We start from the raw sequence: 24,741 nt of genomic DNA, 5'->3' as shown, positions 1-24,741 counted from the left end.
CGTTACTGTGGGAAGATCGCTTTCAGGATCGCGGCCAGGTGATAGCCGCCCTGGATCAGCTGCGTCTTGGCGGCGGCAGAACTGGGGACCGGATAATTGTCCGGCACCGTCAGCGACCACACGTTGTAGACCTCACCGTTCTTGCTCGTCTGCTGGGTGGCCACGCCCGGCACCACGTCGGCGTAGGCCAACTTGGACACGGCCAGCGACTGGTCGGCCCACTCGTACGGCCAGCTGATCGGATCGCCGCTGTTCGGCCCCACCGCGGGATTGCCGGCGATGACCATCTGCGCGAACTGCTCCGGCGTGCGGGCGCCAATGCGGCGGAAGGCGTAGTTCACCACCGTGGTGTCCCAATACGAATGAAACGGACGCGTGGTCTGCGGCGCGCGCGGCGGGGTGGCCGGGGCAGCCGGTGCGGCCGGCTTGGCCTCCGCATCCGCCGGAGCCACCGGAATCAGCTGCGCGCTGTTGGCGCTCAGTTTGACATCGTCCAGCAGCAGGTTGTTGCCGCCGCGCGAATCGAACATCTCCACCGCATCGATCTGGCCTTTCTTCTGCGGCACGACGAAGCCGCCGTTCTTGCCGACGTAGGCGGCGCCCACGTGCAGCGGCTGCGCGATGTCGCCGGTCAGGTGGGTCAAAATCAGCAGCGCCTGGCGCGGCGTGAAGTTGTGCGGGTTGCTGATCTTGTCGCCCTTGCCCTGCAAGGTGGCGATGCACTGCTTCAGCGTCTGCACGATATCGTCATCGGCGGTGCCGACGTCGTGGTCGTGGTAGTGCTGGTTCTGGAACGGCACGTCGGTGTAGTGATACTCGCTGTGCTTGGGGTTGGCGGCCACGTAGGCCACCATCTCTTCGCTCTGCGGTCCGCAATAGGTGCCCTTGACGCAGTCGGCCCAGTTGGCGACCTTCTCCAGGCTCTCACCCGGCAGCAGCAAGGCCTGCACGCGCTTCTCGGCGGGCGTGCCCTTGATCAGCTGGTCGGCGATCGCGCCGACGGCACGGTGTCCGTCATTGCCCCAGGCATGGGCATTGAAGGAGACGAAGGCGCCGCTCAGCGCCACAAACAATGCAAGCTTTTTCATTCCGGGCTGCCTTTCGCGGGTTTCGCATACTTCTTGTTGATGTCCAGCGGCTGCGCGTATTGCGAAGCCCAGGTCTGTTCGTGCAGCGCGGCCAGGCGCAGCGCCATTTTCTCGTTGCGCATCACCACCTCCAGGTTGCGCGACAAGTCCATGTAGCCGCCGCTCCAGTTGCTGGTGCCCACCCACGCGATCTGGTTGTCGATCACCATGGTCTTGCTGTGGATGACGCGAGCGAACGGAATGAAACCGGTGGAGGCCACCGGCAGCGTGACCACGCGGATCTCCACGTTCGGCAGCACCGCCAGGCTTTTCAGGTAGGCCTGCGCCGGCTCTTCGAGGTTCCAGTTCGACACCATCAGCTTGATCTTGACGCCGCGGTTGGCGGCGGCGCGCACCGCGTTGTCGATCACGGCGTAATAAGGGCGCGTGCCTTTCGGGCCGTAGCTCAGCGGCGCATAGTCCAGCAGTTGCACGCGCACTTCGCTTTTGGCTTCGGCCAGCAGTTGCGGCAGTCCGGCTTCGGAATCGCCGACGCCGGCCGGATTGAACTGATTGGGGCTGGACAGCAGGAAGACGTCCTGGTGGATGTTGGCCGCTTCCTTCTTCACGTTCAGCGCCGGCGCCACCAGGCCCTGCGTGCTGAGCGCCTGCGCGCGCCAGTCCTGGTTAAACACCGCCATGATCTGGCCGACGATCTTCGCGTCGCTGATGCGCAGGCCGGTCTCGTGGATATGCTCGAACGAGCGCCAGTCGAAGTTCTGGCTGCCGACATAGGCCGTCGCTCCGTCGACCACCATGTACTTGGCGTGCAGGATGCCGTTGCCGGTCAGCTTGTTGACATCGATGATGCGCAGTTCCAGGTTGGGGATAGCCTTCAGCTGCTCGATGGTGCTTTTCTCCGACAGGCCGACGCCCTTGGCGTCGAGCAGGAAGCGGATCTTGACGCCGCGCTTGCCGGCGGCCGTCAGGTGCTCGACCACCTTGCTGAATACGCTGCCCTCCTTGTTCACCGCGTAGAACTGACCCAGCACGATTTCGCTTTTGGCGTTGTCGAACAATTCGGTCCATACGGTGGCCGGGTCGCGCAGGTCGGCGCTGTGCAGCGGCGTTTCGACCGGCGCGGTCTGCACCAGCTCAAAGCCCGGGATGGAGAAGTCGGCGCGCGCCGGCGCCGCCAGCGACACCAGCAGCGCGGGCACTACAACAGAAAGCAAAACTCGACGCATGATCATCCTTAAAGTGGTTGCCGCCGCTTGATGCGGCCCTGTACTTCCGCCCTGCCGGCGGGCTTGCCGTTCTGTTCGCGCTTGACCAGGTAGTCGGTCAGCGCATCGATGTCGCGGATGCTGGTCTCGGCGCGGTTGCTGCCGGAGACGAACATCGGGAAGGCGTCGCCGCCTTCGGCCAGGAAGTTGTTGACGACGATACGGTACGAGGTGTTGTCGTCCAGCGGCACGCGGTTGAGCATGACGCTGTCCCGCACCACCTTGTTGCCTTCGCCGCGCCGCGGATCCCATTCGTAGCTGAAGCCTTCCGACACCTGCAGCAGGCCGCGCGTGATATCCCGGCCGCCGGTCCATTGCTGCTCCAGCAGTTCGCGGATTTGCGCGCCGCGCAGGTTCATCACCACCAGCGAATTCGTGTACGGCAGCGACGACAGCAGCTGGCCCACGCTGACGCGGTTGTCGGCGCCGGTGTCGAGGTCATGGCGCAGCGAGCCGTTATTGACGAAGGCGATCTGTGCGCCGTAGGCCCGGCCCGCCGCCAGGGTGGCGTCGGTCACCAGGTCGCCCAGCGCCGATTCGCCGTCATCCTGCTTTTCGCGCGGCACGCTGGGCACGGCCAGCCTGGCGATCGGGCGAGCCAGCGCGGTGGCGCTGCGCTCGCGGATTTTTTTCAGATAGGCGTCCAACGCCGGATTCGCCGGCCAGGTGCCGGGAATCATCACTTCCTGCCTGGCGCTGACGTCGCGCAGCGTGTTGGTGCCGGTATCGACCGTCAGCTTGATGCGCGACATGACGTGGCCGCCCATGTCCGATTGCGTCACCAGGCGGCCGTCCACGCGGCACAGGTAGCCGCGGTGCGAGTGGCCGCTGATCACCAGCCGGATCGCCGGATCGAGGCGCTTGACCACGTCGACGATCGGTCCGCCCAGATGGGTGCAATCCTGCTGGTCGAATTTGTCGGTGGTGCGGCCGCCCTGGTGGATCAGCACCACGAACACGCCCACGCCCTGCTTGCGCAGTTCCGGCAGCTGGCGGTTGATAGCGTCGGCCTCGTCGGCGAAGTCCAGGCCGGCGATGCCGGAAGCCGGCGCCTTCTCGACGGCGTCGCGCAGCACGGCGCCGATGAAGCCGATCTTGACGCCATGCGCCTGCTCGATTTTGTAGGCCGGCAGGATGGGCTTTTTGGTCACCATGTCGATGACGTTGGCGGCCAGGTATTGGAATTTGGCGCCGCCGTAGGAGGTTTCGAATTTGCAGGCCTTGTCGGCGCGCGGCGAATTGCAGCCGCCTTTTTGCTGGCGCAGCAGTTCCAGCCGGCCGGTGTCGAATTCGTGGTTGCCCACCGAGCTGATGCGCAAGCCCAGCAGGTCCATCGCGCCGATGGTCGGCTCGTCGGCCCACATCGACGACATCGCCGGACTGGCGCCGATCAGGTCGCCGGCGCCGACCAGCAGCAGTTCCGGGTCTTGCTTGCGCCATGCCTGCAGCGCGGCGCCCAGCGTATCGATGCCGCCGGCGACGACGGTGCGCGGCGCGGCCGCATAGGCGCTGTCGATCACATACTTGGTGGCTTCGATATTGCCGTGGAAATCATTCAGCGTCACCAGCTGGACTTCCGCCATGCCGGGCGGCGCATGCCGGAACAGGCCGCAGGAAGACAGGACCAGCGCGGCGCCGCAAGCCAGCAAGGGGCCCAGCGCGCGCGCCGGCTTGGAAAACTTGTTCATGTAACCGCGTTCCAAAAATGAAAAACAGGCCCGAAGGCCTGCGAAACGACGCTAATCCGCGCCAGATCCAGCCGGCGCCGCAGCGCCAGACCGGTATATTAACGTAGAACTCAGCGTAGAACTCAGCTTAGAAGTCGACGCGCAGCGTTGCCGACAGGAAGCGTGGAGCGCCCAGGTAGTAGAACACGGACTTCGCGGTAACGCCTGGGTAGGCGGTAGCGTTGGTCACGGACTGCGACGATGGGTTGCGGTACTGGCGGTCCAGCAGGTTCGACACGTTCAGGGTCAGCTTGGGATTCTTGAACATGCCGGCGCTGGCGAACTGGTAGCCTGCGTCGAAATCAACCGTGGTGTAGCCTGGAACCAGTTCGTCGTTGGCCAGCGTAGCTTGCTGGTTGCTGGTGACTTTGGCTTTCAGACGGGTGTACCAGTTGTTGGTCTCGTACGAAGCGGACAGGCCGCCTTTCCATTTCGGGGTCAGTGGGAACTGGTTGCCCTTGGTCGGCAGGTACACGCCCTTGGCTGCCTGCAGATCGGCCTGGATCTCGCTGCTGCTGTAACCCAGCGAAGCGTAGAACGACCAGCCGTTCACAGGGGTGTTACCCGCTTCCAGTTCGAAGCCCTTGTTGCGCACTTTGCCGACGTTGGTCAGCGTCGAGGTCTGCGAGCTAGGATCGAAGGCGGTAGCCTGGCGGTCCTTGAAGTCGCTGAAGAAGACGGTGGCCTGGGTGGTGATGGCGGTCGTCTGGTGACGGTAGCCCATGTCCAGGTTCATCGAAGTTTCGGCTTTGACATCGCCCAGCAGCGTCGGGATGTTGTTGACGATCTGCAGGTTGCCGTTGGTGGTCGAGAACACGAAGTTAGGTGGCGCCTTCATGTTCTTGGCCAGGCTGGCGAACAGCTGGTCGTCGTTGGTGATGCGATAGCGCAGGCCCAGTTGCGGCAGGACCGTCGAGTAGGTCTTGTTGTACTGGTAGGTCACGCCCGAGTTCGGCGTGGACTGGCTGTTGCCTTCGTTGGCGTAGTTGGTGAAGTCGCGCTTGATGTGCGGGGTACGCAGGCCAACGTTGACGGTCAGCTTGTCGTCGACGAAGGTGGCGGTGTCCTGGATGAAGCCCTGGAACGCGGTCGAGATCGATTTCCAGTTACGCGATTCGTACAGCGAACCGTCCGGACGGGTCACCAGGTTATCGCGCAGCCAGATGTCGGTAGGCTCGCCGTTGTTGTCGAGCTTTTCCATCGGACCGGTTTGCTGGTGCTTGGCGCGCTCGTACCAGAAGCCCGCCAGGATCTGGTGGTTGCCCCAGTTCTGGGTCAGCGATACGGAACCGCCCGGACGCTGGGTACGGGTGATCGAGCCGCTATACACCCAGACCTTGTCCAGGGTGTCGCCGTCGCCGTTCAGGTCGACGCCGGTGAATTTGCCGGTGGCCGGATTCAGGAAGGCATTTTCCTGTTGCAGTTTCTGCTGCACGCCGCCGGTGCCGTAGCCGTACCAGTAGTAAGGCACGATCTTGATGTCGGTGTTCTCGCCCAGGCGGAACTTGGCCGTTGCCGAGGCAATGACGTTCTCGAACGGGTTCAGCGACAACTTGTAGTAGGAGTCGGCGTTGTTCTGTGCCGGATCGCTGACTGCCTTGCCTGGGCTCGCTGGTGCGTGGCCGATGAAGGTGGTCGAGTAATCGTAGTAGTAGCCGTGCGACTTCAGGTCAGCCAGGTTGAAACTGCTGAAGTTGTTGTTCTTGGCGTTGTTGTACAACACGGTGCCGTGGATGAAGTTGAAACGGTCCCAGTCGTAGTTGAAGCCGATGTCGACGTGCTTACGGTTAGCTTCGCCGGCGCCTTTCCATTTGTCCGACTTGGCCTGCGATACCGAGACGAAGACCTTGGCCTTGTCGTTCAGGAAGCGGCCGCTGTCGTAGCGCAGATAGGTTTTGAACATGCTCAGCTGACCCAGGGTCTGGGCCACGCGGAAGCGCTGCTTGTCTTCTGGATCGCAGGTGGTGATGCCGAAGTTACCGCCGGTGGCGCCAACTTGTGGCGAGTCGACGTCGGTCGAACCCTGGGTCACGAAGGTGGTGCAGGTGTTTTCCTGGTCGACGTATTCCTGTGGGAACACAGCGAAGTTACCCGAATCGTTCACTGGAACGCCGTTGATGGTCGCGCCGATCTGGTCGGAGTTGAAGCCGCGCAGGGTCAGGCCGCCGCCGAACAGGCCGGTCGAGTCGTAGCTGTAGGTGTTCACTGCCGGCAGCAGGGCCAGAGCGTCGTAGGCGTTACCGGTAGGACGCTGTTTGGCCAGTTCCTCGGCGGTAACGGTCGAGCGTGCCTTTGGTACGTCTTCCTGCACCATCAGGCCCATACCGACTTTGCGGCCGGTAATGGTCACGGTTTCAGTGGCCGGCTTGGCGGCGTCGGCGGTTGCGTCTTGCGCAAACGCGGCGCCCATGCAGACCATCTGGCATGCCAGAGCGACCAGGCTCAGACGCAGCTTCGGATTGTGTTTCACGGCGGATTGCATTAAGGGAACTCCCAGTTTATGTAAAAAAATTTATTGTGTTTTACGATGCCTGGACCTGGCCGGGCTTGTGGCCCGCGGTCACATTCTTGACACAAAGTGCCCATGACATCACAAAATTGTAATCAGTAAATATTTCACCACCATGACAAGAAAGTCAGGTCGATCAGACTGCCACTGCTTGCCGGACTGAATGTGGTATCAACACCTTCGAAACCACAACAAAGTTGACGGTTTGGAAGCATCTTCAACAACTATGCATCAGCAAAAAATGTGTGACAAATACGATTTACTTTAGGAATTTATATGAAAGCCATATAAATGAGGCGCTGAACCGCGCTGGTTTCCACTCTATGAGCAGACAGGCATCTTTAAGGGGAGAATTATAGTAGACGGATAAAGGCTTGAAATTAATTCATGCGTAAAACGCACTAAGACGGTGCAGGCAAGTCTGTTTATGTCGCAATGTTGCCACACTCACTCTGGAGTGTGGCAAACATGGCAAGCCGCGTAAAGAACGAATTTAGATGTGTAACACCAGCGATTACGTCGTGCCAGCGCAACAGGATCAGCGCTTGGCGCCGGCGATGGCCGCCTCGAACCGGGCGAACCTGCCGTCCAAAGCTTTCAGCAAGCGCTGTTTATCGGCGTCCGCCAGGAAGGAATAGCGGATGCTGTCATATGACAGCTTTTTGACTTCGGCGTAATCGGGCTGGTAGCGCGCGGCGTACAGCACGTATTCGCCGGACAGGTTGTTGCGCGACACGCCGGCATCGTCGGTCGCCAGCACGAACGGCACGCCGTATTTGCGGTACAGCGTGACAGGGTGGGCGGCGCCCTTGATGCCGAGGATGAAGTCGTTGCTGCTGAGGTTGACCTCGACGGCGATCTGCTTGTCATGCATTTTTTTCATGATGCCCAGCGGATCGGTCTCATGGGCGATATCCATGCCGTGGCCGATGCGGCTGGCGCCGGCCACGTCGATCGCGTCCTTGATGTGGAAGGTCAGGCCCTCCGGCGGCACCATGCCCAGCGCCAGCTCGCCCGCATGCAGCGCCAGTTTCACGGATGGATACTTCGCTTTCAGGAATTTATACATCTGCATGTGCATCGCGTAATCGCGCATCGACACGTTGACGCTTTCCTGGCCGACGATGTTGACGCCGACGATCATCGGGCTGGCCAGCGCCAGCTTGAAGCTCGACACCATCTGCGAGAACACCTGCGACGGCGACAGGAAGCGCAGCGCGAACGGCTGGTAGCGTAGCGTGAAGTTGGCGTCGTCGATGCCGGCGCCGTTGGTCTGCACGCCCTCCAGGTAGCCGGCGATCCAGCCCTGGAAGGCGGCGTCATGGTCCAGTTTGGCCGCCCAGGCCTCCAGGTCGGCGTCGGTGACGCCGCCGCCGGTGGCCTTGCGGTCGAACTCCAGGTCCTGCGCGATCGGCGCGATCTCGTAGATGGTCTCGATGTAGCTCAGGTTTTCCTGGATCGCACGCTGCTTCAGGCGCTGCAGGCCGTCGGCGCCGTTGGTCGACGACACCGGATTGAAGTAGGCGAAGGTGTCGAAGAACTGGCGGTCCGGCGGCGACTGCAGGCCGCTGTGGTTGTAGAAGTCCTTGTCCGACCAGCGCTGCAGCAGGTTGGCCAGCACGGTATTGTTGTTCATGACGTCCTGGCCGGACAGGCAGGCGCGCTCGGCCAGCGGCTTGGCGGCTTCGGCGGCCGCCACGTCCGGCTTGATGTCGATGGTGTAGCTGGTCTTGTTGACGCAATAGCCCTGCTTGTCCACCCATTCCAGGTACTGCTCGGCGTACAGAGCGCCCGAATAGTGGTGATGCAGGTCGCCCCCCTTGGGCATCATGGTGAAGAACATCGTCAACTCGGCCAGCTTGGGCTCCTTGCCCGAGACCAGCGCGGCGAAGTGGCGCTTGGTGATCTCTTCATTGCTGGCGGCCTGCGCGCCGTGCGGCATGGCGCAGAACACGGCGGCGGCAATGGCGGCGGCCTTCAGGACGGCGATTTTTTTCTTCATGTGTGATCCCAATGTGAATTAATTCGTTTCGCGGGTATGGACTTTGCGGCCGGCCGAATAAGTAGCCGCCACGGCGCGGTCGTCGCCCAGCAACGCCAGCGCAAACAGCAGCTCTTCCAGGCTCTCGCCGCGCGCGGTCCGCCGTTGCAGCAGCGGCGTCGCCTGCGGATCGAGGACGATGAAGTCGGCCTCGGCGCCGGCGGCGAAATTGCCGATCGTGCCTTCGAGCTGCATGCTGCGGGCCGCGCCCAGCGTGGCCAGGTAGAACATCCGCAAAGCCGGCAAATAACTGCCGCTCAAGCGCGCTACTTTATAGGCTTCATTCATCGTTTGCAACATCGAGAACGAGGTGCCGCCGCCCACGTCGGTGGCCAGCGACAGCGGCACGCCGGCCTGGTCGGCGCGCTCGAAGTCGAACAGGCCGCTGCCGAGGAACAGGTTGGAGGTCGGGCAGATGGCGGCGGCCGAGCGGGTTTCCGCCATGCGCAGGCGGTCCTGCTCGTTGAGCCAGATGCAGTGGCCGTACATGGCGCGCGGGCGCAGCATGCCGTAGCTGTCGTAGACGTCGATGTAGCTGCGCGACTTGGGAAACAGCTGGCGCACCCACGCGCATTCAGCTTCGTTTTCCGATACGTGGGTCTGGATGAAGGTGTCCGGATACGCGCGCGCCAGCTCGCCAGCCAGTTGCAGCTGTTCCTCGGTGGAGGTGGGCGCGAAGCGCGGTGTGATCGCGTACAGCGAGCGGCCGCGCTGGTGCCAGCGCTGGATCAGCGCTTCGGTATCGCGGGCGCTGGATTCGGCGGTGTCTCGCAGGAACTCGGGGCAGTTCCGGTCCATCATCACCTTGCCGGCCACCATGCGCAGGCCGCGTGCCTCGCTCGCGGTGAAGAAGGCGTCCACCGATTGGGGATGCACGGTGCAGTAGACCATGGCGGTGGTGGTGCCGCAACGTAGCAGCTCGTCGAGGAAGAACTCGGCCACGCCGGTCGCATGAACGGGGTCCTCGAACTGGCGTTCGGTCGGGAAGGTATAGGTTTCCAGCCAAGGCAGCAGGCCCTCCGACGGCGAGGCGATCATGTCGGTCTGCGGATAGTGCACATGGGTGTCGATAAATCCGGGCAGCAGCAGCTTGCCGCTGTAGTCGTGCAGCTCGGTGCCCGGCGGCAGCGCGGCGTGCAGCGTGGCATAGTCGCCGGCCGCCTGCACCTTGCCGTCGGCGACAACCAGCAGGCCATCTTCATGCCATGCATATGACTGGTCGCTGAAGGCGGGATCGGCAAGAAAGTGCAGCAAGCTGCCACGGTAGGCTTGCAGGGTGTTTGGCATGAAAGGCCTTCCTGGTTGGGAATGCTCAGTTTAACGCGAAGCGACCAGACGCACGGGCGCGCCTTGCACGGCAGCCTGCTGCGCCTCCCACACCATCAGCAGTTGGGCGCACACGGACGTGGCGATGGCGGCGGGCAGTTTATTGGTGATGCCGGCCACGCCGATGGGGCAGACCATGGCGGCGATGCGGTCCTGCGGCAGGCCGCGCGCGGCCATGCGGCGCTCGAACTGGACGCGCTTGGTCTTCGAACCGATCAGGCCAAACCAGCCGACGTCGGCGCGGCGGAGGATGGCTTCGCTCAGGCGCTGATCGAGTGCGTGGCTATGGGTCATGACGAGGTAGCTGGCGTTTGCCGGTGCGACGGCGACCAACGCTTCCGGCGCGTCGGTAGCTTCGACGGTGACGTTGGCGGGGATGGACTGCGGGAACATGTCATCGCGCTCGTCGATCCAGGTAACGGTGCACGGCAGCTCGCCCAGCATGCGGATGATGGCAGCGCCCACGTGGCCGGCGCCGAACAACAGCAGATGCGCGCGCGGTGCCAGGCATGGATCGGCCAGCCAGCGGCGGCCGGCGGTGTCGCGCAGGACGTGCGTGCCGCGCTGGTGGTCGATGGGCGGGAAGGCAGGTCCAAACGCGGCGGGTTCGTCCGCGCCGGCGACCACCGCGCCATCGGCATCGAGCAGCAGCGAGACCGGCGTGCCGTCGATGGCGCTATGGCGCCAACTGTCCTCCCGCCGGCGTTTGCGCAGACTGGACATCACCCTGGCCAGCGCGGGGTCGATCAATTCAAAGGCCAGGTGCACGACGCCGCCGCAGCACTGGCCCAGCGTCGGACCGAGCGCGTACCGCTCCAGCCGGGCGTGGACATCCTCTCCCCTGGCGGCGCCTTTCAACATGCTGCGTCCGACATCCACCGCGCACATTTCCAGATGTCCACCGCCGATGGTGTCGACCTGGCCATCGGCCGTCACCAGCATGCGGGCGCCGGGTTCGCGCGGGCCGGAGCCCTCGACGATGGCCACCGTCACCAGCACCGCCGGTTCCGTGATCGCAGCTGTCAGCCATTCGTTCATGATGACGTCCTCAGGCCGCGGCTTCCACCGCCGACACCGCGCGCAAGATCTCTTCGCTGGTCGCCGGTGCGTTCAGCGGCGGATTGACCCGATGTCCGCCGACAGCGGAAATCGCATCGCGTATCGCGAAGAACACCGAGAACGGCAGCAGCAGCGGCGGCTCGCCGACCGCCTTGGAACGGTGGATGCTGTCCTCCACGTTGCCGTTGTCGAACAGCCGCACGCGGAAGTCTTCCGGGCAGTCCGACACGCCGGGAATCTTGTAGGTCGACGGCGCATGCGTCATCAGCTTGCCGGCCGGATTCCACCACAATTGCTCGGTCGTCAGCCAGCCCATGCCCTGTATGAACGCGCCCTCCACCTGCCCCAGGTCGATGGCGGGATTGAGCGAACGGCCGGCATCGTACAAGGCGTCCGCGCGCAGCAGCTTCCATTCGCCGGTCAGCGTATCGACCACCACTTCCGAAACGGCGGCACCGTAGGCATAGTAGGAGAACGGGTGGCCGTTCATCGTCTTCGGATCCCAATGCAGGCCCGGCGTCGCGTAGAAGCCGTCGGACCACAGCTGCACGCGCGCCAGATAGGCTTTCTGCACCAGCTCGGGGAACGGAATCGAGTGGCCGTTGGCGTGCACCGCGTTGTCGAAGAACTGCACCGGCACGCCGTCGTCATCACCATACAGCCTGACCGCGAAGGCGGCCAGGCGTTCGCGGATCTGGCGCGCCGCGTCCTGCGCAGCCTTGCCGTTCAAGTCCGCGCCGGTGGAGGCCGCCGTCGCCGAAGTGTTGGCGACCTTGCTGGTGTCGGTCGCCGTGGCGCGCACATGCTCCGCATCCAGGCCCAGTTCGTGCGCCACCACCTGCAACACCTTGGTGTTGATGCCCTGCCCCATCTCGGTGCCGCCGTGATTGACCAGCACCGAGCCGTCCACATACACGTGGACCAGCGCGCCGGCCTGGTTCAGGTGCGTGACATTGAAGGCGATGCCGAACTTGAGCGGCGTCAGCGCCAGCCCTTTCTTCAGCACGGGACTGGTCTTGTTGTACGCCTCGACAGCGGCGCGGCGCGCGCGGTAGTCGCTGCTTTGCTCCAGCTCCGCCGTCAGCGCCTCGATGACGTTGTCGACGATCTCCTGGCCATATGGCGTGATGTTGCGCTCGGTCTTGCCGTAGAAATTCAGGCGGCGGATATCGAGCGCGTCGCGGCCCAGGTTGCGGGCGATTTCGTCGACGATGTATTCGATCGCAATCGCACCCTGTGGGCCGCCGAAGCCACGGAAGGCGGTATTCGACTGCGTGTTGGTCTTGCCACAGCCGGCACGGATGTCGACGTCCGACAGGTAGTAAGTGTTATCGAAGTGACAGACCGCGCGCGTGGCGACGGGGCCGGACAGGTCAGCCGAGAAGCCGGCGCGCAAGGTCATGTCCACCTTGGCGGCGAGGATCTTGCCGTTGTCGTCGTAGCCGACTTCGTATTCATAGAAGAAGCAGTGGCGCTTGCCGGTGACGAGCATGTCGTCGTCGCGGTCCGCGCGCAGCTTGACCGGCCGGCGCAGCTTGGCCGCGGAGATAGCCGCGGACGCGGCCCACAGCGCCGATTGCGATTCCTTGCCGCCGAAACCGCCGCCCATGCGGCGGCATTCCACCAGTATTTTGTGCGAATGCACGCCCAACGCATGCGCGACCACGTGCTGCATCTCGCTCGGGTGCTGCGTCGAACACTGCACCAGCATGCCGCTGTCTTCCTTCGGGATCGCGTAGGCTATCTGGCCCTCCAGGTAGAACTGCTCCTGGCCGCCGACGAACAACTGGCCCTTGACCACGTGCGGCGCCATGTCGAAAGCGGCTTGATAGTCGCCGCGCTTGAGGTGCATCGGCGGCAGCACATAGGAATTGGCCGCCTTGGCTTCCTGTGGCGTGAAGATCGCCGGCAGCTCGTCGTAGCCGATCACGGCGCGGCGCGCGGCGCGGCGGGCGTTGTCGTGGGTGTCGGCGACGACGATGAATATCGGCTGGCCGACATACTGCACCTCGCCCGCGCACAGGATGGGATCGTCGTGGATGATCGGACCGCAGTCGTTGGTGCCGACGATATCCTCGGCCGTGTAGACCGCCACCACACCCGGCGAATTGCGTACCGGCGCCAGGTCCATCGCGGCGATGCGCGCGTGCGCCTTGGACGACAAGCCCAGCGCCGCATGCAGCGTGCCTTGCAGCTCGGGGATGTCGTCGGTGTAGGTGGCCTGGCCCAGCACGTGCAGCTCGGCCGATTCATGCGGACGGGCGACGCCGACCGCCTTCCATGCCTGGGCGGCGAGCAGCGCGGGAGCGACTGGTTGATTCATGATGGCTCCTTTCAGGCGCGGCAGGCGAAAGCGTTGACGGCGTCGGCCGCCAGCGGCGCCTCGGCGCGGGTTTCGAACCAGAAGCGGCGCAGCAGGTTCTGCGCCGTCTGCATGCGGTAGGTGCTCGATGCGCGCATGTCCGACAGCGGCGCGAAATCCTGCGCCAGCATGTCCATCGCCACGCGCAGGTTGGCTTCGTTCCAGCGCAGGCCGGTCAGCGCCGCCTCGGCGCGGGCGGCGCGGCGCGGCGTGGCCGCCATGCCGCCGAAGGCGATGCGCGCGTCGACGATGTGGTCGCCATCGAGCTTGAACGCGAACGCGGCGCAGACGGCCGAGATATCCTGGTCGAAGCGCTTGGCCAGCTTGTAGGTGCGGAACTGCACGCCCGCGCGCGGCAGCGGCACGCGCACGGCGGCCACGAACTCGCCCGGCTGCATGTCCTTTTTCTGATAGTCGAGATAGAAGGCTTCCAGCGGCAATATGCGCTGGCCATTGGCGCCCTGCAGCACCACTTCGCTGCCGACGGCGATCATCCACGGCATCGAATCGCCGATCGGCGAACCGTTGGCGACGTTGCCGCCCAGGGTGCCGGCGTTACGAATCGGCAGCGAGGCGAAGCGCTGCCACATTTCGCTCAATTGCGACGGATACAGGCGGCACAAGGCTTCGTACGCGTCGTTGAGCGAGACGCCGGCGCCGATTTCCAGCATGCCGTCCGCCTCGCGCACCGACTGCAGCGCGGCGACGTGGCCCAGGTAGATGATGTCGCCCAGCTCGCGCATCTGCTTGGTGACCCACAGGCCGATGTCGGTGGAGCCGGCCAGCAGCGTGGCTTTCGGATGTTCGTTGCGCAGCGCGACCAGCTCGTCCAGCGTGCGCGGCGCGTGGAAGGACTGGCCTTGCGCCGTGTAGGTGGTGCCGGCGCCTCGCTGCAAGGCGCGCAGCTGTTCGGCCAGCGCGGCGCGGTCGAAGCCGACCTTCGGCAACTCGGTCATGCGCTGCGCGGCATCGATGATCGGGCGGTAGCCGGTGCAGCGACACAGGTTGCCGGACAGGCAATCGTCGATCTCCTTGCGCTGGGCGGGCTGGCCGTCTTTGTCGAGGTACATGCCCCACAGCGACATGACGAAGCCCGGCGTGCAGAAACCGCACTGCGAGCCGTGGCATTCCACCATCGCCTGCTGCACCGGATGCAGCGCGCCGTCCGGCTGCTGCAGGTCTTCCACGGTGAACAGCGCCTTGCCGTCCAGCGTGGGCGCGAACTGGATGCAGGAATTGACCGCCTTCATTTCCAGTTCGCCGGCGGCGTTCAGGCTGCCGACCACCACGGTGCAGGCGCCGCAATCGCCCTCGGCGCAGCCTTCCTTGGTGCCGGTGCAGTGCAGGTCCTCGCGCAGGTGCTGCAGCACGGTGCGGGTTGGCGCGGCGGCGGAGATTTCCTGAACCGCGCCACGGTAGTAAAAACGAATCGGTTCGGACATCGTGGCCTCAAGCTGCGTATGGATGTGTTTTGCGCCAGTGTTCGGCGATATCGATGCGGCGCGTGATCCAGACATTATCGTGCTTTTGCACGTAGTCGAGGAAGCGCGCCAGCGCGGCGGCGCGCGCCGGGCGGCCGACGATGCGGCAGTGCAGGCCGATCGACAGCATCTTCGGCTGATTCAGTCCGTTGGGGTCGCCCTCGGCGTACAGCACGTCGAAGGCGTCCTTCAGGTAGTCGAAGAACTGGGTGCCGGAGTTGAAGCCCTGGGCGGCGGCGAAGCGCATGTCGTTGGTGTCCAGCGTGTACGGCACGATCAGCTGCGGCGCGACGGCGGCGCGGCCTTCGGCGTCGGTGTAGTCGACCTTCTGCCAGAACGGCAGGTCGTCGCTGTAGTTGTCGGCGTCGTAACGGAAGCCGCCGTGTTCGACCACCAGGCGCTTGGTCTGCGGCGAGTCGCGGCCGGTGTACCAGCCCTGCGGCGCGCTGCCGGTCAGGTCGCGGATGATCTCGACCGCTTCCTTCATGTGGGCGCGCTCGGTGGCCTCGTCCATGTTCTGGTAGGTGATCCAGCGCAGGCCGTGGCAGGCGATTTCGTGGCCCAGGTCCTTGAACGCGGCCACCGCGTCGGGATGGCGCTTGAGCGCCATCGCCACGCCGAAGATCGTCAGCGGCAGCTTGCGCTCCTCGAACATGCGCAGCAAACGCCACAAGCCGGCGCGCGAGCCGTACTCGTAGATCGATTCCATGCTCATGTGGCGGTTGCTGAACGAGGCCGCGCCGATGATCTCGGACAGGAAGGTCTCGGAACCGGCGTCGCCGTGCAACACGTTGTTTTCGCCGCCTTCTTCGTAGTTCAGCACGAACTGCAGGGCCACGCGGGCCTGGTCGGGCCACTGGGCGTGGGGTGGTTTCGGGCCGTAACCGATCAGGTCGCGCGGGTAGTTGTCGTAAGTGGTCATTGGCGCAAGCGAGTCTATGAGGAATATATCTGCAATCATATATGCGTCGAACCATGCCGGTATATGATTTGTGCAATAGCTACTTATCACTTAAACATATAGGACTAACGGGGACTAATCATGGGCAAGCTCAGCACACACGTTTTGGATATCACAGTCGGCAAGCCTGGCGCAGGCGTCAAGGTGGCGCTGTATGCGGTGACGGCGCAAGGCCGCGAGCTGCTGAAGACCGACGTCACCAACGCCGACGGCCGCTGCGCGGTGCCGCTGCTGGAAGGCGAGACGATGAAACCGGGGAAGTATGAGCTGGTGTTCGGTGCGGGGGAATACTTCGCGGCGCGCGGCGTCGACCTGCCGGAGCCGCGCTTTATCGACGAGGTGACGCTGGCGTTCGGTATCGCCAGCGCCGACCAGAACTACCACGTGCCGCTGGTCGTCTCGCCGTGGGCGTATTCGACCTATCGCGGCAGCTGATTACTTCGGCTTGCCCAGATATTTGGCGAAGAAGGCTTCCAGCCGCTTGTAGACCTCGGTCTGGTTTTCGGTGTCGTAGAAGCCGTGGCCTTCGTAGTCCACGTAGTACCACTCCGGCGCATGGCCGGCCTTCTCCAGCGCCTCCTTCATCAGGAACGCGTGCTCCTTGGGGGCGGTTTCATCGTGTCCGCCATGGATCAGCAGCACGCCGGCCTTGATGCTGGCCGCGTGCTGCGCCGGCGAATAACGCGCCAGTTCGGCCGCATCCTCGCCGATGTAGCGGACAAAAGTACTGGACATGCGTGAGTTGCCCTTCACCTGGTCTTCCTTGTGCAGCAGCGGCAACTCGTAGATGCCGGCATAGCCTACCGCGCACTTGAACATATCCGGCTCGCGCGAGGCCAGCATCAGGGCGGCGTAGGCGCCGAAACTGCCGCCGTAGGCGCACATCCGCGTGCCGTCCACCTCTCCCTGGGCCACGGTCCATTTCACGCCATCGACCAGGTCGTCGAGTATCTTGCCGCCCCACTCGCGGTAGCCCAGCGTCTTGAAGTGCTCGCCGCGCCCGCCGGAACCGCGATAATTCACCTGCAGCACGGCATAGCCGCGGCTGGCCAGGAACTGCGCGTCGGTGTCGAAGTACCAGGTATCGAACAGGCCGTGCGGGCCACCGTGCGGCAGCAGGATCAGCGGCGGCTTGGCGCCGCTGGCCAGCTTGGGCAGGGTCAGGTAGCCCTCAAGCAGCAAACCGTCGCGCGCCTTGAATTTGATTGGACGGCGCGGCGCCATCTGGTCCGGGTCGATGCCGCCCATAGACACATACAGCTGGTCGGCCTTGTTGGCTTTGCGGTCGTACAGATAAACCACGCCCGGATCGCGGTCGCTGTGGACAAACGCCAGCAGCTTGGAGCCGTCGTCCGTGGCGCTGACCAGATTGACGGTCGCATCGGGGAACTGGGCACTCAACGCCTGGTGCAGCGCCACGTCAGGATGCGACGGCTCCAGGTAGATCACGCGCGGACGGCCCGTGTGCGTGAACGCGGCGACCGGCAAGGCATGGCTCGATGCGTGCATCACCCGGTCGATGCTGCCGATTTCGTCTTCGGCCACCACACGGCGCTCGTCGCTGTCCAGTTTCTGGCGCACCAGCTTGGACGGACCGCCATGTTCCGAGTACCAAGCCAGGAACTCCTTGTTGTCCGCGCTGAAATCATTCGGCGACAGGCGCGAGCCAGGCTTCTCCTCGACCATCGCCCATTTGCCGGTGGCGTCGCTATAGCGCCACAGCTTGAGGTAATTCTGTTCGTCGGTGGCGATGACGAAACGGGGCTTGCCGTCGTTCTGTACGACGAAGGTGGCGTTGGCGACCGGAATGGTCGTGAGTTCCTTGCGGATGGCCGAGCGGGTATCGACGTCGTACAGCGAGCTGGCCTCGTTGCGCCAGAGGTAGGTCCCCAGCTGCACATGGTCGTTGCGGGTATCGGGGAAGTAGGCTGGAGAGGCGTAGCCCCAGTCGTTGCCGTAGCGTCCGCCCTGTTTGGAATAGGTGGTCATTTCATGGCCGTACAGATAGGCCTGGTTGGTGCCGTCGAAGTCCATCGCCAGCACCTCCCCTGTCGCGCGCGGCGCTTCGCGCGAGCCAACCTCTATGCCCTTTTCCACCACCAGGCGCGTGTTGCTGACCCACTGGTAACTCACCGGCACCGAGAACAGCGGCATGCGTATCGTGCTTTCCAGCTTCAGGTCCGGCAGGCTGTAGAAAGTCACCATCGGTATCGTGCGCTTGCCCACGGGCGTGCGCACCGTTACCGCCAGATGCTTGCCGTCGGGCGACATCTTCGGATTGAAGTACTGGTCTTCGCGCACGAAGCTCTCGATCGGTATCAGCCCGGGCGCGGCCTGGGCGTGGGCCAATGCAGGCGATATCGCGCTGATGGCTAAGGCTAACGGCAATTTCAAGCGCATGATCGACTGGCTCCGGGAAATGATATTGCCTGAAATGCTATCACGCCATACAATGTTTTCATATTGCAATATTTGGAGAGAATTCAGGCATGCGGATGCGCCATCGGCTAAGATGCGCACTATGAATGGATCCCACTCGGCGCTGACCGCGTCTTTTCTGCAACAAGCCGTGGCGCTGCATCAGCAGGGCCTGCTGGAACCGGCGCAAGCGCTGTACCGCCAGGTACTGGAACTCGACCCCGCGCAATTCGACGCCCTGCACCTGCTGGGCGTGATCGCGCGCCAGTCCGGCGATGCGCAAACGGCCATCGCACTCATCTCGCAGGCCATCGCCGTCGACGCATCGCAGGCCAAGGCCCATTGCAACCTCGGCGTCGCGCTGCTCGACTCCGGCCGTGCCGACGAAGCCTTGGCCAGCCACGACCGTGCGATAGCCCTGCAGGCAGACTACGCGATGGCGTGGAGCAATCGCGGCAACGCCCTGCGCAAGCTGGGACGGCCGGACGAGGCGCTGCTCAGCTACCAGCGCGCGCTGGACATCCAGCCGAAGTACGCCGAAGCGCACTGCAACCGCGCCATCGTGCTGCAGGACCTGGGCCGCTACCTGGACGCGCTGGGCGCGGCGGAAAACGCGCTGCACATCCACGACCGCAACGCCGACGCCTGGTTCGCGCGCGGCAACGCGCTGCACTGCCTGCGCCTGCTGCCTGAGGCGGTGGAGAGCTTCGACCGCGCCATCCATCTGCGGCCGCGCTGGGCCGAAGCGTACAGCGGGCAAGGCGCGGCCTTGCAGCGGCTGGGCGAATTCGGCGCCGCGCTGGACAGCTACGACCGCGCGCTGGAACTCAAGCCGGATTACGCGCTGGCGCACTACCACCGCGGCAACACGCTGCGCTCGATGGGCCGCAACGACGACGCCGTCGCCGCCTACCGCGCCGCGCTGGCGCATGGCGACAATCCGGAAACCATCGCCTTCGCGCTGGCCTCGGTGGGCGTGGGCGACACGCCGGCGGCGCTGCCGGCCGAATACGTGCGTTCGCTGTTCGACCAGTACGCCAACCACTTCGACCAGCACCTGGTGGAAGTGCTGGACTACCAGACGCCGGCCTACCTGGACGGCCTGATACGCCGCACCGTGGGCACCGCCGGCCTCGATACGCTGGACCTCGGCTGCGGCACCGGCCTCTGCGGCTCCTACTTGAAGGCCTACTCGCGCAGCTTGGCCGGCGTCGACCTGTCGCAGCAGATGCTGGACAAGGCGGCCGCGCGCGGCCTGTACGACCAGCTGGCCTGCGACGACGTCGCGACCTGGCTGGACGGCCAGCGGCAGGCCTGGGACCTGGCGGTGGCGGCCGACGTGTTCGTCTACATCGGCGACCTGGCGCCGGTATTCAACGGCGTGCGGGGCGCGCTGCGGCCCGGCGGCCACTTCTGCTTCACGGTAGAGGCCGGCGACGGCGCGGATTACGTCTTGCGTCCCTCCAACCGCTACGCCCACATGCTGCCATATATAAAGCGCCTGGCCGCCGCCCACGGCTTCGACATCCTCGCCGCGGAACCGCTGTCGGCCCGCCAGGAAAACGGCGCCCCCATCGCCGCCCTCGCCTTGATGCTGAGGAAAGCAACATAGGCAAACTTGCATGTCAGCCGGGCTTGCCTTAGAATCCGTAGCTCTGTGGCCGCGTTTTGGGCCATGCCGTCTGGGCCGGCGCCGTGATCAGGCCGACCAGTTTCCCATGCAAGATTCTTTACGGTGACCCTTGGATACCGTGCCGTTTTGGGTGCAATTTCTTGCGCTCGCCCTCCTGATATTGTGCTCGGCCTTCTTCGCCATGGCCGAAACCGCCCTGATGGCGGCCAACCGCTATCGTTTGCGCCACATGGCCAAACGCGGCAGCCGCCGCGCCATCACCACGCTGTGGCTGCTCGACCGCACCGATAAGCTGCTGTCGCTGGTGCTGATCGCCAATACGCTGATCAACGCCATGGCCACCGCGCTGGTCACCGCCATCGCCATCCAGACCTTCGGCCACGACGACAACGTCATCACCATCTCCACCGGCGTGGTGGCCTTCCTGCTGATCGTGTTCGCCGAGATCTCGCCGAAAGTGCTGGGCGCCACCTTCCCGGAAAAAATCGCGCTGCCGACCAGCATGGTGCTGAAACCGCTGATGACCCTGGCCAAGCCGGTGATCTGGTTCGTCAACCTGTTCGTCTCCATCGTGCTCAAGGCTTTCCGCATCAAGGCCGGCGCACACGCGCACGAGGCCCGCCTGTCGCCGGAAGAGCTGCGCTCGATCGTGCTCGAGGGCGGCAACTTCATCCCGCAAAAGCACAAGAGCATCCTGCTCAACCTGTTCGACCTGGAAACCATCTCGGTCGAGGACATCATGACGCCGCGCTCGCAGATCGAGGCGCTGAACCTGGAACTGACCGTCGACGAAATCAAGCGCGAGCTGACCACCTGCTACCACAACAAGCTGCCCGTCTATGAAGGCGAGATCAACCGCATCATCGGCATCCTGCACGTGCGCAAGGCGGTGGCGCTGCTGAACCAGGAGGACGAGCTGACCGTCGAGCATTTCCGCGAACTGCTGACCACGCCCTACTTCATCCCGCAGGACACCGGCGTGTTCACCCAGTTGCAGTACTTCCAGGAGAACAAGGAACGCCTGGGCATCATCGTCGACGAGTACGGCGAGGTGCAGGGCCTGGTCACGCTGGACGATATCATCGAGGAAATGATCGGTGAATTTACGACATCGATGCCGGGCGCCGCGCGCGCCGACACCTTCGGCTGGAACGAGCAGGGAGAATGCCTGCTGGAAGGCTCGACGGCGCTGCGCGACGTCAACAAACGCCTGGGCCTGAACTTCCCGCTGGACGGCCCGAAGACGCTGAACGGCATGCTGCTCGAGCTGTTGCAGGAAATCCCGGACGCGCCGATCAGCATCAAAATCGACCAGTGCATCATCGAAGTGGTGCAAGTCCACGACCAGGCCATCAAAGTCGTCAAATTGATACGTCCGGGTAGCAAACGCAGTCACTAATCCGCATCAATCGCGTGGGCTTAAGCAACATTGCGGAGTACAATCGTTTCTTGGGAGCGACAAACGGCTTTACAAATATGATGCCTGAGAGCATCATTCCGTGATCCGCCCTCCTCCATCCGACGAACGCTTCTATGGCAGCAGTCCTACCCAACGCCGCGCCAGGCGCCCCGATGCCGGGGTTGGCACGCGCATTGCTGCAAGCGGGACGCCTTTCCGCCGTCCAGGCCGAGGCGCTGCAAAAAAAAGCCGTGGGCGAGAAACTGGCGTTTATCGACGTGCTGCTGGCCAGCGGCGCGATCGACTCGCGCGCGCTGGCCACCTTCTGTTCCGAAACCTTCGCCTATCCGATGATGGACGTGCAGGCGCTGAACGTCGAGGCGCTGCCGGCCAAGATCATCGACAACAAGCTGATGCAGGCGCAGCGCGTGATCGCGCTGGCCAAGCGCGGCAACAAGATGTCGGTGGCGATTTCCGATCCGACCAATATACAAGCGCTGGACCAGATCAAATTCCAGACCGAGTCGACGGTCGAACCCGTCATCGTCCCGCATGACGCGCTGCTGCAGCTGCTGGCCAGGCTGAACAAGACCAGCGAGCAAAGCATCAGCGACCTGGCCGGCGACGAGGCCGACATCCAGTTCGCCGAAGAGGAAGACGCCGCCGCGGCGGCCTCGGCGGCGGCCGACGCCGGCGCCAACGACGTCGAGGACGCGCCGGTGGTGCGCTTCCTCAACAAGATGCTGATGGACGCCGTCAACATGGGCGCCTCGGACTTGCACTTCGAACCGTTCGAAAAATTCTACCGCGTGCGCTTCCGCGTCGACGGCGTGCTGATGGAGCACGCCCAGCCGCCGATCTCGATCAAGGAAAAGCTGGTGTCGCGCATCAAGGTGCTGGCCAAGCTGGACATCTCGGAAAAGCGCATCCCGCAGGACGGCCGCATGCGCCTGATCGTGTCGCCGACCAAGACCATCGACCTGCGCATCTCGACCCTGCCGACGCTGTTCGGCGAGAAGACCGTCATGCGCATCCTGGACGCGACCCAGGCCCAGATGGGCATCGACGCGCTCGGCTACGATCCGGACCAGAAGGAATTGCTGCTCGACGCCATCCAGCGCCCGTACGGCATGGTGCTGGTGACGGGCCCGACCGGCTCGGGCAAGACCGTGTCGCTGTACACCTGCCTGAACGTCATCAACAAGCCCGGCATCAACATTTCCACCGCCGAGGATCCGGCCGAGATCAACCTGCCGGGCGTGAACCAGGTCAACGTCAACGACAAGGCCGGCCTGACCTTCCCGGTGGCGCTGAAGTCCTTCCTGCGCCAGGATCCGGACATCATCATGGTCGGCGAGATCCGCGACCTGGAAACGGCCGACATCGCCATCAAGGCCGCCCAGACCGGCCACATGGTGTTCTCCACGCTGCACACCAACGACGCGCCGTCGACCCTGACGCGGCTGATGAACATGGGCGTGGCGCCGTTCAACATCGCCTCGTCGGTGATCTTGATCACCGCCCAGCGGCTGGCGCGCCGGCTGTGCACCTGCAAGCAGCCGGTGGAGATTTCGCACGACCTGCTGCTCAAGGCCGGCTTCAAGGAACACGAGCTCGACGGCAGCTGGAAGCCGTACGGCCCGGTCGGCTGCGAACGCTGCAACGGCGGCGGCTACAAGGGCCGCGTCGGCATCTACCAGATCATGCCGATCTCGCCGGCGATCGAGGCGATCATCCTGGCGCATGGCAACTCGATGGAAATCGCCGCCAAGTCGGAAGAGGAAGGCGTGAAGTCGCTGCGCCAGTCCGGCCTGGTGAAAGTGCGTAACGGTCTGACCAGCCTCGAAGAAGTGCTCGGCTGTACCAACGAATAGGAAACATACCCATGGCGACATCCGGCAACGCAGGCCACCAGGTCAAGGAATCGATTTTCGCCTGGGAGGGCAAGGACAAGAGCGGCAAGACCGTGCGCGGCGAGCTGCGCGCCGGCGGCGAGGCGGTGGTCAACGTCACCCTGCGCCGCCAGGGCATCATGGTCACCAAGGTCAAGAAAAAGGCCTACCGCAGCGGCAAGAAAATCACCGACAAGGATATCTCGCTGTTCACGCGCCAGCTGGCGACGATGATGAAGGCCGGCGTGCCGCTGCTGCAATCGTTCGACATCGTCGGCAAGGGCCACGCCAATCCGTCGGTGTCCAAGCTGGTGATGGACTTGCGCGCCGATATCGAGACCGGCACCAGCCTGAACCAGGCGTTCCGCAAGTTCCCGCTGTATTTCGATCCGCTGTTCTGCAACCTGGTCGGCGCCGGCGAACAGGCCGGCATCCTGGAAGACCTGCTGACGCGGCTGGCGATCTACAAGGAAAAGACGCTGGCCATGAAGGCCAAGATCAAGTCGGCGCTGATGTATCCGGTGTCGATCCTGGCGGTGGCCTTCATCGTCACGGCCGTGATCATGATCTGGGTGGTGCCGGCGTTCAAGGAAGTGTTCAAAAGCTTCGGCGCCAACCTGCCGGCGCCCACGCTGTTCGTGATGGCGCTGTCGGAATTCTTCGTCACCTGGTGGTACCTGATTTTCGGCGGGCTGTTCGCGGGGATCTACTTCTTCTTCCGCGCCTGGCAGCGCTCCTTGCAGATGCAGCGCTTCATGGACAAGCTGCTGCTCAAGCTGCCGGTGTTCGGCGACGTGATCCGCAAGGCCACCATCGCCCGCTGGACCCGCACGCTGGCCACCATGTTCGCCGCCGGCGTGCCGCTGGTGGAGTCGCTCGATTCGGTCGGCGGAGCTGCCGGCAACGCCGTGTACCTGGACGCCACGCGCAAGATCCAGAACGAAGTCAGCACCGGCACCAGCCTGACGGTGGCGATGCAGAACGCCGACGTGTTCCCCAACATGGTGACGCAGATGGTCGCCATCGGCGAGGAGTCCGGTTCGCTGGACGCCATGCTGGGCAAGGTGGCCGACTTCTACGAGGAAGAAGTGGACGAGGCAGTGGCCTCGCTGTCGAGCCTGATGGAGCCGGCCATCATGGTCATCCTGGGCGTGCTGATCGGCGGCCTGGTGATCGCGATGTACCTGCCGATCTTCAAGCTCGGTTCGGTGGTGTAGCCGGTGCCGGCTCCGGCCGGCGCAGCGCCACGATCTGGTGGCGCGCCTCGGCCAGCACCTCGTCGGCCTGGTCGAGGATGGTTTCTATGGTCTCCCGCTCGGCGCTGCCGGGCGGCAGGCGGTGCGCGACGCTCTGGAAGCGCAGGATCATGCCCTGTATGCTTTGCAGCAGCGTATCGTGCAGCGCGGCCGCCGCGCGCGCGCGGTGCTCCAGCCGCCGCCGCATCCGCCGCATGCACACCAGCAGCAGCGCCGAAGGCACTGCGCAGGCCAGCAACAATAGCGGTATCAAGTAGGAAGGCAAGAGCGGCTCCGGGCCGGATGGGGCAGTTCATCACAGTGCCATAACTCGCTGGCGCGGCC

17 protein-coding genes are annotated in these 24,741 nt (G+C 64.0%); 5 read left to right on the top strand and 12 right to left on the bottom strand.

Annotated features, from left to right (window positions below; all coding sequences use genetic code 11):
- Positions 1–2: 2 nt before the first annotated feature.
- The 10 genes from ABWW33_RS05795 to puuE all read right to left on the bottom strand — a co-directional run bounded on the left by ABWW33_RS05795 (position 3) and on the right by puuE (position 15,780).
- Positions 3–1,088 (bottom strand): S1/P1 nuclease, encoded by a 1,086-nt coding sequence (locus ABWW33_RS05795; protein ID WP_353399891.1) that lies wholly within the window; start codon positions 1,086–1,088, stop codon positions 3–5.
- Complete coding sequence (locus ABWW33_RS05790) at positions 1,085–2,314, bottom strand: phospholipase D-like domain-containing protein (RefSeq protein WP_353399888.1); 1,230 nt, start codon at positions 2,312–2,314, stop codon at positions 1,085–1,087. Before ABWW33_RS05790 ends, ABWW33_RS05795 begins: the two co-directional genes overlap by 4 nt.
- Positions 2,315–2,322: 8 nt before the next feature.
- Positions 2,323–4,041 carry a bifunctional metallophosphatase/5'-nucleotidase gene (locus ABWW33_RS05785; protein ID WP_353399885.1) on the bottom strand — a complete coding sequence of 573 codons (1,719 nt, stop codon included), beginning with the start codon at positions 4,039–4,041 and terminating at the stop codon, positions 2,323–2,325.
- A 127-nt stretch (positions 4,042–4,168) separates the two neighbouring features.
- Positions 4,169–6,550: a TonB-dependent receptor gene (locus ABWW33_RS05780; RefSeq protein ID WP_353399882.1), complete on the bottom strand. Its 2,382-nt coding sequence runs from the start codon at positions 6,548–6,550 to the stop codon at positions 4,169–4,171.
- A gap of 577 nt (positions 6,551–7,127) precedes the next feature.
- Entirely contained in the window at positions 7,128–8,591 is a 1,464-nt protein-coding gene (locus ABWW33_RS05775; RefSeq protein WP_353399879.1) for an adenosine deaminase family protein, read from the bottom strand.
- Between the two features lie 18 nt (positions 8,592–8,609).
- A complete protein-coding gene (gene guaD, locus ABWW33_RS05770; protein ID WP_353399877.1) occupies positions 8,610–9,917 on the bottom strand; it encodes a guanine deaminase in 1,308 nt (435 codons plus the stop codon).
- 30 nt (positions 9,918–9,947) lie between these two features.
- Positions 9,948–10,994 carry a xanthine dehydrogenase accessory protein XdhC gene (gene xdhC / locus ABWW33_RS05765; RefSeq protein ID WP_353399874.1) on the bottom strand — a complete coding sequence of 349 codons (1,047 nt, stop codon included), beginning with the start codon at positions 10,992–10,994 and terminating at the stop codon, positions 9,948–9,950.
- A gap of 10 nt (positions 10,995–11,004) precedes the next feature.
- Positions 11,005–13,338, bottom strand: coding sequence for a xanthine dehydrogenase molybdopterin binding subunit (gene xdhB / locus ABWW33_RS05760; RefSeq protein WP_353399871.1), 2,334 nt, complete (start codon positions 13,336–13,338; stop codon positions 11,005–11,007).
- Positions 13,339–13,349: 11 nt separating this feature from the next.
- Positions 13,350–14,819: a xanthine dehydrogenase small subunit gene (gene xdhA / locus ABWW33_RS05755; RefSeq protein ID WP_353399868.1), complete on the bottom strand. Its 1,470-nt coding sequence runs from the start codon at positions 14,817–14,819 to the stop codon at positions 13,350–13,352.
- A 7-nt stretch (positions 14,820–14,826) separates the two neighbouring features.
- Positions 14,827–15,780: an allantoinase PuuE gene (gene puuE / locus ABWW33_RS05750; protein ID WP_353399865.1), complete on the bottom strand. Its 954-nt coding sequence runs from the start codon at positions 15,778–15,780 to the stop codon at positions 14,827–14,829.
- Between the two features lie 120 nt (positions 15,781–15,900).
- Between puuE and uraH the strand changes: the two genes are divergently transcribed.
- Entirely contained in the window at positions 15,901–16,254 is a 354-nt protein-coding gene (gene uraH / locus ABWW33_RS05745) for a hydroxyisourate hydrolase (RefSeq protein ID WP_176654604.1), read from the top strand.
- On the opposite strand, the gene ABWW33_RS05740 is transcribed toward uraH, so the two are convergent.
- A complete protein-coding gene (locus ABWW33_RS05740; RefSeq protein WP_353399861.1) occupies positions 16,255–18,207 on the bottom strand; it encodes a S9 family peptidase in 1,953 nt (650 codons plus the stop codon). It abuts the gene before it with no gap.
- 133 nt (positions 18,208–18,340) lie between these two features.
- On the opposite strand from ABWW33_RS05740, the gene ABWW33_RS05735 reads away from it, so the two are divergent.
- The 4 genes from ABWW33_RS05735 (at position 18,341) to ABWW33_RS05720 (ending at position 24,378) form a co-directional block, all read left to right on the top strand.
- Positions 18,341–19,849 carry a tetratricopeptide repeat protein gene (locus ABWW33_RS05735; RefSeq protein ID WP_353399858.1) on the top strand — a complete coding sequence of 503 codons (1,509 nt, stop codon included), beginning with the start codon at positions 18,341–18,343 and terminating at the stop codon, positions 19,847–19,849.
- Between the two features lie 130 nt (positions 19,850–19,979).
- Positions 19,980–21,269, top strand: coding sequence for an HlyC/CorC family transporter (locus ABWW33_RS05730; protein ID WP_176654607.1), 1,290 nt, complete (start codon positions 19,980–19,982; stop codon positions 21,267–21,269).
- Positions 21,270–21,403: 134 nt separating this feature from the next.
- Positions 21,404–23,143 (top strand): type IV-A pilus assembly ATPase PilB, encoded by a 1,740-nt coding sequence (pilB, locus tag ABWW33_RS05725; RefSeq protein WP_176654608.1) that lies wholly within the window; start codon positions 21,404–21,406, stop codon positions 23,141–23,143.
- Positions 23,144–23,154: 11 nt separating this feature from the next.
- On the top strand, positions 23,155–24,378 hold the full coding sequence (locus ABWW33_RS05720) for a type II secretion system F family protein (protein ID WP_353399854.1): 1,224 nt from the start codon (positions 23,155–23,157) through the stop codon (positions 24,376–24,378).
- Here ABWW33_RS05720 and ABWW33_RS05715 read toward each other — a convergent pair.
- Positions 24,356–24,682 carry a histidine kinase gene (locus tag ABWW33_RS05715; RefSeq protein ID WP_353399851.1) on the bottom strand — a complete coding sequence of 109 codons (327 nt, stop codon included), beginning with the start codon at positions 24,680–24,682 and terminating at the stop codon, positions 24,356–24,358. The genes ABWW33_RS05720 and ABWW33_RS05715 overlap by 23 nt on opposite strands.
- Between the last annotated feature and the right edge of the window lie 59 nt (positions 24,683–24,741).

The organism is Duganella hordei, assembly GCF_040369125.1.
GTDB classification, from domain to species: domain Bacteria; phylum Pseudomonadota; class Gammaproteobacteria; order Burkholderiales; family Burkholderiaceae_D; genus Rugamonas; species Rugamonas hordei.
This window is presented reverse-complemented; position numbering and strand designations above follow the sequence as displayed.